The organism is Pseudomonas sp. RL_105y_Pfl2_101 (genome assembly GCF_963970585.1).
Lineage (GTDB): Bacteria > Pseudomonadota > Gammaproteobacteria > Pseudomonadales > Pseudomonadaceae > Aquipseudomonas.
In genome coordinates, this window is record NZ_CAXAPG010000038.1 from 37,442 (window position 1) to 46,354 (window position 8,913).

6 protein-coding genes and 1 rRNA gene are annotated in these 8,913 nt (G+C 60.3%); 3 read left to right on the top strand and 4 right to left on the bottom strand.

Features of this window, described 5'->3' with window-relative positions:
* The first annotated feature begins 43 nt into the window (after positions 1 to 43).
* From mksB to mksF, 3 genes are read left to right on the top strand one after another with little or no spacing between them, the layout of a single operon-like run.
* Complete coding sequence (mksB, locus tag AACY31_RS25685; protein WP_339477699.1) at positions 44 to 1,324, top strand: Mks condensin complex protein MksB; 1,281 nt, start codon at positions 44 to 46, stop codon at positions 1,322 to 1,324.
* Entirely contained in the window at positions 1,314 to 2,015 is a 702-nt protein-coding gene (gene mksE, locus AACY31_RS25690) for an Mks condensin complex protein MksE (RefSeq protein ID WP_339477696.1), read from the top strand. The genes mksB and mksE overlap by 11 nt, the downstream gene beginning before the upstream one ends.
* Positions 2,012 to 4,852 carry an Mks condensin complex protein MksF gene (gene mksF, locus AACY31_RS25695; RefSeq protein ID WP_003205592.1) on the top strand — a complete coding sequence of 947 codons (2,841 nt, stop codon included), beginning with the start codon at positions 2,012 to 2,014 and terminating at the stop codon, positions 4,850 to 4,852. Before mksE ends, mksF begins: the two co-directional genes overlap by 4 nt.
* 269 nt (positions 4,853 to 5,121) lie before the next feature.
* Here mksF and AACY31_RS25700 read toward each other — a convergent pair whose 3' ends face one another.
* The 4 genes from AACY31_RS25700 to rrf form a co-directional block, all read right to left on the bottom strand.
* A complete protein-coding gene (locus AACY31_RS25700) occupies positions 5,122 to 7,425 on the bottom strand; it encodes a PqiB family protein (protein WP_339477690.1) in 2,304 nt (767 codons plus the stop codon).
* Entirely contained in the window at positions 7,418 to 8,041 is a 624-nt protein-coding gene (locus AACY31_RS25705; RefSeq protein ID WP_339477687.1) for a paraquat-inducible protein A, read from the bottom strand. The genes AACY31_RS25700 and AACY31_RS25705 overlap by 8 nt, the downstream gene beginning before the upstream one ends.
* Entirely contained in the window at positions 8,028 to 8,687 is a 660-nt protein-coding gene (locus AACY31_RS25710; protein ID WP_339477684.1) for a paraquat-inducible protein A, read from the bottom strand. Before AACY31_RS25710 ends, AACY31_RS25705 begins: the two co-directional genes overlap by 14 nt.
* A gap of 147 nt (positions 8,688 to 8,834) precedes the next feature.
* A 5S ribosomal RNA gene (rrf, locus tag AACY31_RS29090) occupies positions 8,835 to 8,913 on the bottom strand; the annotation flags it as partial.

Genomic DNA, 8,913 nt, shown 5'->3' on the forward strand with positions numbered 1-8,913 from the left:
AGTACAATCGCTGCTTTTAATTGCCAACCCGACGGCCATTGCGATGATCGAACCCAAGCGCGTCTTGCGCGCCCTCGCTGAACACTGGGCATTGCTGGAACCTTTGTGCGAGCACTTCGACCAGGGCACCCTGAGCCTCAACGAATTGCGTTCACAACTGGCCGCCCAACAACTGGACAGCACGCCCCAGGACATCACCAGCCTGTTGGACGTGTGGATCCGCCTGGACATCCTCGTACCGGTGGCGAAAAGCCCGAACCGCTTCGAGCTCAACGCCCAGATCCATGATTTTCTCGCCTACCTGCGCCGCGAACACCGCCTGGGCCTGTGCCTGGAGATCGAGGCCTACCTGCGCCACCTCGAGCGCCTGGCCGGTTATATCCAGGATGCCTTCGATGTGCGCGACGGCAACGACCTGGCCCGCCAGTTGCGCCTGCTGGACATGCGCGTGCGCGACGTGCTCAAGAAACTCGCCAACGACGAACAGGCCCTGGTGGCCGTGGCCGAACGGGCCAAGACCAGCGACCGGCAGATCCCGCTGCGCCAGCGTTATGCCGAAGTGCTGGCGACCTGGGACGAATACGTCGAGCCGATGATCCAACTGGTGAACGCCGATGGCGCCTTCGAGCAAGGCGTGCGCAAGGTCGAGAACGTACTGTTGCGCATGCTCACCGAACAGCAGCGCCTCGGTCACCTGGTGGACGACGACATGCTGCTGCGCACCCATGCGCGCATCCTGGAGATGCAGACCAGCGCCCAGTTGACCCTGCGTCATGCCCGTGAATTGCTCCTGCCTCTGCGCGAGGAGGCCCGCCGTCACAACGCCGTGACCCGTGGCGCCGCCTTGGCCCTGGCGGCCATTCGCCGCAAAGGCATCGATGCCGTACCGCAGGCCGCCATGCCGCTGTTCACTCGGCCGCAAAGCACGTTCCTGGGCAGCGCCAGCCAGGTCGAAGCCTATGTCTATGCGCTGGCCCGTTTCGAACCGAAACCGGCGCGCTTCCCCAAGTCCCACAAGACCCACAAGGGCGGCGAAGCACCGCGTGCGCCACGCACCGTGCGCGAGATGGTCGAGCGTTGCGAAGACGCCCTGCCGATGCCGGACCTGATGACCTGGCTGCTGGAGCAGGAACCGGACGGCGCCACCGACGAATTGCTGTACTGGTTCTCGCGCCTGTCGCGGGAAAAACGTTTCAAGCGTGAGCGTCTGGAACGCCGCGACTATCACACTCACGAGCATCAGGTCAGCCTGCGCTCCTTCGCCCTGCTCTTGGCCGGCGACACCGCCGCCGAGGATTCTGCGAGCATCCCCCATGCATCTTGATCTATCCGAACTGTCCCAGCTGGCGCCGATCTTCCGCGAGTTGTTCAAGGGCTACCACGTCAGCCGCCGTGACCCGGAGCTGTACGCGCAACTGTCGAACTTCCAGGACCAGTACCGCACGTTGTTCAAGGCCTTGGGCTTCGAACTGGTGTGCGACACCCGTGGCTTCTATTACTTCGTGCCGGACCTGGCCGCCGCGGCAGTCAACAAGACCGCCCAGCGCCTGGCCCTGTTCACCTTCATTCTGGTCGAGCACCTGGCCGACCAGGGCCGCGACCCGATTGCCGTGCTCGACGGCGGCAGCCTGGGCCGCGATGAGCTGCCTTCGCTGCTGGAAAAGTACCGCGACCTGTTCATCCAGGCCGAAGTACAGACCCAGGAAGAACTGGAAGAGAAAATCATGCGGCGCATGACCCAACTGGGTTTTTCCAGCGAAGAAAACGGCGTGTACCGTTTCCTGCCACCGATGCATCGATTCCTCGACGTCTGTCTGTCGGTCCAGCAGGACCGCGACCTGGCCGCCAGCCTGCACAGCGTGCTGCCGTTGCCGGTGCCGGTATTGATCGACGAAGACAGCGACGAAAAATTGCTGCAGACCGATGATCCGCTGGACCTCAGCGAGTTTGAAGGTGAGAGCGAAGAAGACGCACTGGCCCGCGCCATTGCCGAAGAACAGGAGACCGACGCATGAGCAAGGAACGCTACGGCATCCGCCGCTTTGCCCTTTTAAACACCGCCGGCTACAGCCTCGGCTTGTTCCCGCTGGAAGAACCGCTGTCGGTCTATGGCGCGAACAACCTCGGTAAATCCGCCTCGATCAACGCTTTGCAGTTCCCGATCCTGGCGCGCATGTCGGACATGAGCTTCGGCAAGTACAGCCTGGAGCAATCCCGGCGTTTCTACTTTGCCTCGGACACCAGCTACATCCTGGTGGAAGTCGCCCTGCCCCACGGCCCACACGTGATTGGCGTGGTCGGTCGCGGCCCCGGCGGCGGTTTCGGTCACCAGTTCTTTGCCTACGCCGGCAAACTGGACCTGGCCCACTATCAGAAAAATGACACCTGCCTGCGTCAGAAAGAGCTGTTCACCAACCTGGAGCGCGAAGGCTTGAAGGCCTACGAACTCAAGCCGGATGAACTGCGACGCCTGTTGGTGGGTGGTCACACCTCGATCCCACTGGACCTGACACTGATCCCGCTGCGCTCCACCAGCGAGCAAAGCCTCAAGACCTTCCGCGCGCTGTTCATCAACCTACTGCACATGCGCGAAATCACCGCAGCCAAACTCAAGCAACTGTTCCTCGACGCGTTCGAGCACAGCCTGCGCTCCGGTAGCGTGGACTACATCGCCGCGTGCGAAGAAGCCTTCCGCGACGTACGCCGCATGGAGCAGGACTACAACTCTCTGGTGGCGGCCGGTCCGCTGGTGGAAGCCCTGGCCAATGGCGTGAAGCAGCGCGACATCCTGCGCGGCAAATTGCATCGCCTCTCGCCATTGCTCGATTCGCTGCTGGGCACCTGGTCGGACTACGCCAGTGCGCGCAAGGAAGAGCTGACCATCCAGGCCGAGCACTACCGCAACGAACAGGATTCGCTGCAGAACGACCAGCGCGGCGGCACTCAGGAGCTGATGCGCCTGGAACGGGAAATCAGCGGCATCCAGCGCTGGCTCGGCGAGCTGTCGGTGCTCAAGCACCGCTTTGCCCTGGTGGATGATGTCAAGGTCCTGGAGCAACAACTGCTCGCAGCCAAGGACGCCCACGACGAACTGGCCGGCGCCCTGGCCCAGTCCCGGCAGTTCAGCGCCGAGGACTTGGAAGAGCGCCTGCGGGACCTGGAAAAACGCCTGAAGTCGGTCAAGCAGCAACTCGATCACGCCGACAACAACAGCTACGCCCGCCTGCGGGAAGAGTTCTCGCAGCAGGACGTCGAACGCCTGATGCGCCTGTTCAACAGCGCCCTGTTCAGCCTGCCGCTGGGCGAACACGGCATCGCGCTGGACGAGAATGGCGAGTGGGTCAAATCCATGGAGCTGATCCTCGACGGCTTCAAAGGCGAGCGTTTCGAAGTGCCGGGCCTGTCCATCGACCTGTCCCACATCGAACCGCCTGCTCTGCAAGCCCTGGCCGACCGCGCTGCGCTGCGCGACCAGAAAGAACGCCTGGAAAAAGAGCTCAAGCAGCTCAAGACCCAGCAAGCCGTGGCCGCCGACCGCGCCGCGAGCAAGACCCAGACCGAGGCGCTGTACCAGCAGGTCCTGGACGCACAGAAAGCCCTGGAAGACTTCCGCCGCAGCCAGACCCTGAGCGCCGAGGAAGGCGAGAAGCTCGAGCAACTGGCGCAGATGGAAGCCGCCCAGGATGAACTCAAACGCTCCAGCGATGCCTTCACCGAGCGCGTCCAGCAATTGTCCGCCAAGTTGCAGTTGGTGGGCCGACAGATCGCCGACATGGAAGCCAAGCAACGTACCCTCGACGACGCCCTGCGCCGTCGTCAATTGCTGCCGGCGGACCTGCCGTTTGGCACGCCGTTCATGGACCCGGTCGACGATTCCATGGACAACCTGCTGCCGCTGCTCAATGACTATCAGGACAGCTGGCAAGGGCTGCTGCGGGTCGACGGCCAGATCGAAGCGCTGTATGCCCAGGTGCGCCTCAAGGGCGTGGCCAAGTTCGACAGCGAAGACGACATGGAGCGGCGCCTGCAACTGCTGATCAACGCCTATGCCCACCGCACCGACGAAGCCCTGACCCTGGGCAAGGCGCGCCGTGCGGCGGTAACCGACATCGCCCGGACCCTGCGTAACATCCGCAGCGACTACGACAGCCTTGAGCACCAACTGGCGCTGTTCAACCGCGAGATCAACAAGCGCCAGGTGTCCAACCTGCAGAGCTTCCGGATCGTCCTGGCGCCGAACAAGGAGGCGCTCAAGCACATCGACCAGATCATCCACAGTGCCGGCCAGTACGAGGAAGGCGAGACGTTGTCAGTGTTCGACCTCAGCCAGAGCGCCGAGCAGGACAACAAGAACGAAGAAGCCAAGGAGTACCTGGCGCGTCTGGTGGCGGCGAACCACAACCAGCTCGGCCTCAAGGACCTGTTCGAACTGGCGTTCGAGATCACCAAGGTCAACGGCCAGCCAGTGATCCACACCGACATCGACGGCGCGGCGTCCAACGGCACCACCATGACCATCAAGGCGCTGACCAACATGTACTTGTTGCTGCACCTGATGGACCGCGAACAGGCCGGCCGCGTGCGTCTGCCGTACTACCTGGACGAAGCAGCGGACATCGACGAGAAAAACCAGGCCGCCCTGCTGGAAACCAGCCTGCAACTGGGCTTCGTGCCGATCCTGGCCAGTGTGAAGCCGCAAGTCTGCGCCAGTGTCGCCATCGACCTGGAAGGTGGCAGCGGCCCGAACGGCATCTACATCGACGAAGCGGACTGGAAGTACATCCGTCGTCATGATGCGGTGAAGGCCACGGTGAATGTCCAGGCCGACGAGCCGGAGCTGGATCCAGTGTGAGGTGAATGACTGGGCATGAAAAAGGCCGCGACCCATTGGATCGCGGCCTTTTTCATGGTTTGCACAACCAGTGGCGGGGAGCTTGCTCCCGTAGGAGCTGCGTAGGAGCTGTCGAGTGCAACGAGGCTGCGATCTTTCCACTGCCCATTGAGTCCAGAGCGAAAGATCAGATCAAGATCAAGATCAAGATCAAAAGATCGCAGGCTTCGCCAGCTCCTACAGAGCACAGCGCAAGCAAGCCCTCGCCACAAGTGCTAAACCCAACAACCTTACTTGCCGAGACTGATCTTCGGCGCCCAGGTCAGCCATTCATCTTCAAACTTATCGAACAGCGGGAAAGTCTGCTCCGGTCGGGCCGGGTTGCCCATTCGTTCGCCATCCGGCGTTGCGAACGCAATGCCGCCCTGGATAAGCGTTTCAAGCGACTCGGTTCGCACCGTCGCGCCCCTGAACAGACCAAAGTCCAGACCGAAACCACTGCTGTTCCAGAAACGTGTGCCGCCGCGCACCAGCGGCGCGTACTTGGGCTCGATCAGGATATGGATCAGCACCCGGTCCGCAGTCTGGCCCAGCTCATAACCGGTGACCTTGCCCACCGTAATCTCCCGATAGGTCACCGGTACGCCGACCTTCAACGAACCACGGCGAGCCGCGCTCAGCACCAGGCTCAGTCCCGCTTCGGGCACAGCGCTCTCTGGGGGGTTGGCCAGGGCCACGAAGCTTTTCTGCGGCCCAAGGTTTTTCGTCGAAGGCTGCACTTCAATGTATTGGCCGGTTACCAGCGTTTCCAGATTGGAGGTCTTCATCAATCCCAACTCAGGCTTGACCACCCAGAACTGGGACCCGGCCCGGGCGATGCGCTCCGGCACTTCGGTGATACGCGCCGTGAGCAGCACCGACTGCATATCGGCGCTGAGATCAACATCCTCGATCTTGCCCACATCCAACCCTTTGAACCGGATCGGCGTACCACTGCGCAAACCATCAGCGCGGTCGACCTTGATCGTGATCACGGTGCCTCGCTGTTGTGCAGCTTCGTGATCGGCGAACAGACGGAAACGTGGTATACGCCTCTTCAGCGGCACATTCGGTTCCGGAGTTTCGAAGGCAATCCCGCCGGCCATCAGGCTTTGCAGGGACTCGCTCTTGACTTGGATCCCGCCCGTCAAACCTCCCGTAAGAGTGATACCACTGGCGTTCCAGAACCGTGTCGAGCCGTTGACCAGCCCTTCGTACGCCTTCTCGATGTGCACCCCAATGATCAGCTGCTTCTTCTTGCGGGAGAACTGATAACTCTGCACCGACCCGACCTTGACCTGCTTGTAGAGGATCGGACTGCCGACCTCCAGTGATCCGAGGTTTTCGGTCAGCAGCACCAAGTGCAGCCCCGGGGAACGCAAATCCAACGGCGGTGCTTTCGCCCGAGCTTCGAACTCGCGTTGCGGCGCGCCACCCTTGTCACCCGGTCGCACGGCAATGTAGTTGCCCTTGACCAACGCTTCAAGGCCGGTGATACCCGCCAGGGAGATTGATGGTTTGACGACCCAGAACTGCGTGCCGGTTACCAGGTAATCTTCAGCTAAGGGGTCCAGGGTCAATTCAGCCGTGGCGCTGGCCAGGTCCGGATCAACCTTGAGGTTCTTCAGGCTGCCGACCTGGATGCCTTTGTACATGACCGGGGTACGATCGGCCTGCAACCCTTCGAAATCACTGAGCTTGACCTTCACCCGGATGCCCGCCGCAGCGGCGTCAAAGTCTTCGTAAAGACGGAACGGCAGGCTTGGGTCCGTCGGCGGGCTGTCCTTGCGGCTTTCCGGCGTGGCGAAGGCAATCCCTCCGGCCACGATGCTGGCCAGGGATTCGCTGCGCACTTTGACACCCGAGAGGTTGGCATCGATGCTGATGCCACTGGCGTTCCAGAAACGTGTGTGTTTGCGCACGAGGTTGGCATAGGTCGGCTCGATGAAGATTTTGATCTCGACCTTGCCCTGATCCTCGGACAACAGGTAGCTCTTCACCTGACCGACCTGAATCTGTTTGTAGAACACCGGGCTGCCACGGTTCAGCGAACCCAACCGATCAGCCTTGAGGGTCAGGTGCAAACCCGGCTTGGCGTCCGACAGCGGCGGCTCTTCGGCCAGGGCCTTGAATTTACGGGCCGACTCTCCTTCACCTGGGCTGATAGCCACGTAGTTACCCGATACCAGGGTTTCCAGGCCAGTGATCCCGGCCAGGCTCACGCTCGGCTTGACCAGCCAGAAACGTGTTTCGGTCTTGAGGTATTGTTCGACGTCCTTGTTCATCTCGATGGTCGCGACCACTCCCTTGGAGCTGCCTTCGTCATCGAGTGTAAGGGCCGTCACTTTGCCGACCGTCATCCCTTTGTAGACGACTTCGGTTTTGTTGACCTGGATGCCTTCGCCGCTCTCAAAGCGCACATTGATCTCGATTCCGGTCTCGTTATAAGCCCGCCAACCGAGCCAACCACCGATGATCAAGGCAATCAACGGCAGGACCCAGATGGCCGACCAGTTCGAAGCCGGTCGAGTTTTAGCGGTAGGCAAATCAGTCATGGTCGTCATCCGACTCCGTGTTATCCCAAATCAGTCGGGGATCGAAGGTTACTGCGGCAATCATTGTCAAAATCACTACGCTGGCGAAAGCGATCGCGCCGAGACCGGCTTCGACACTGGCGAGCCGTCCGAAATTCACAACAGCCACCAAAATGGCGATCACGAAAATATCCAACATCGACCAGCGGCCAATGAACTCGATAAAACGGTACATAAGGATGCGTTGCTGCGCCGACATAGGCTGATGCCGCTGCACGGAAAACAACAACAAGGCGATGCCCACCAGTTTGAAAGTGGGTACAACGATGCTGGCGATGAACACCACGGCGGCAATAGGAATCATGCCGTGTTGAACCAGCTCGATGACGCCGGCCATGATGGTGCTCGGGGCGCCCTGGCCCAGCGAGTTGATAGTCATGATCGGCAACATGTTGGCCGGAATATAAAGAATCGCGGCCGTGATCAACAACGCCCAGGTCCGCATCAAGCTGTTCGGGCGACGGGAATGAACCAACGCGCCGCAGCGAGTACAGGTTTGGTTGTCGGCCTCAGCATCCTGCCGATTCAACTCGTGGCACTCCGTACAGATCAGAATCCCTGCATCAATCGCCCGCATGGGCATCTTCTCCTGATAACGCCTGCCAGATCTGATGGGGTGACATCACCACCTCCAGCCAGACCTGGACCAGCAACAAACTGATGAAACACACCAGGCCAAGGCCTACGGTGATGGCTGCCATGTCTGTCAATTTGACGATAGCCACCAGCACGCCCATGAGATAGACCTCAAGCATCCCCCAGTCTCGTAGGTGGTGATAAATGCGATACAGCAACAAACTGTAACTACGGCCGAAGTCCAAACGAATGGACAACAGCACCACTAACTGACAAAGCAACTTGAGTAGTGGAATGCCCATGCTGCACAGGAAGACCACTGCCGCGATGCCTTCCATGCCGGTATCAAACAGGCCGACCACGCCACTCCAAACGGTGTCCTGGGAGGACTGTCCGAGCAGATTGAGTTCCATGATGGGTAAGAAGTTGGCCGGCACATATAACAGCAGGGCTGCGATAACCAAGGCAAGGCTGCGTTCAACTACATTGTGCCGGTGAGCATAGAGTTCATAGCCACAACGAGGGCACTCGGCTTTTTCACCATGGGCCAGCTGGGGCTTGCGCATCAACAGGTCGCACTCATGACACGCCACCAGACCGCTCAGGGGCAGATCTGACAACCTATCAATGTCTGACGGATCGGGCATAAACAGCTCTGGCTCAGCTAAAGTGGGGCTATTCTAGTGCTCCAGCTCGGAAATAACTGTGCAAATTATCACGAGCTTTCGCAGACTTTCCTGCGGGCAAAAACAAAACCCCTACCTGCGTCAGCAGATAGGGGTTTCGGAATTTAATCTTGACGATGACCTACTCTCACATGGGGAAACCCCACACTACCATCGGCGATGCATCGTTTCACTGCTGAGTTCGGGA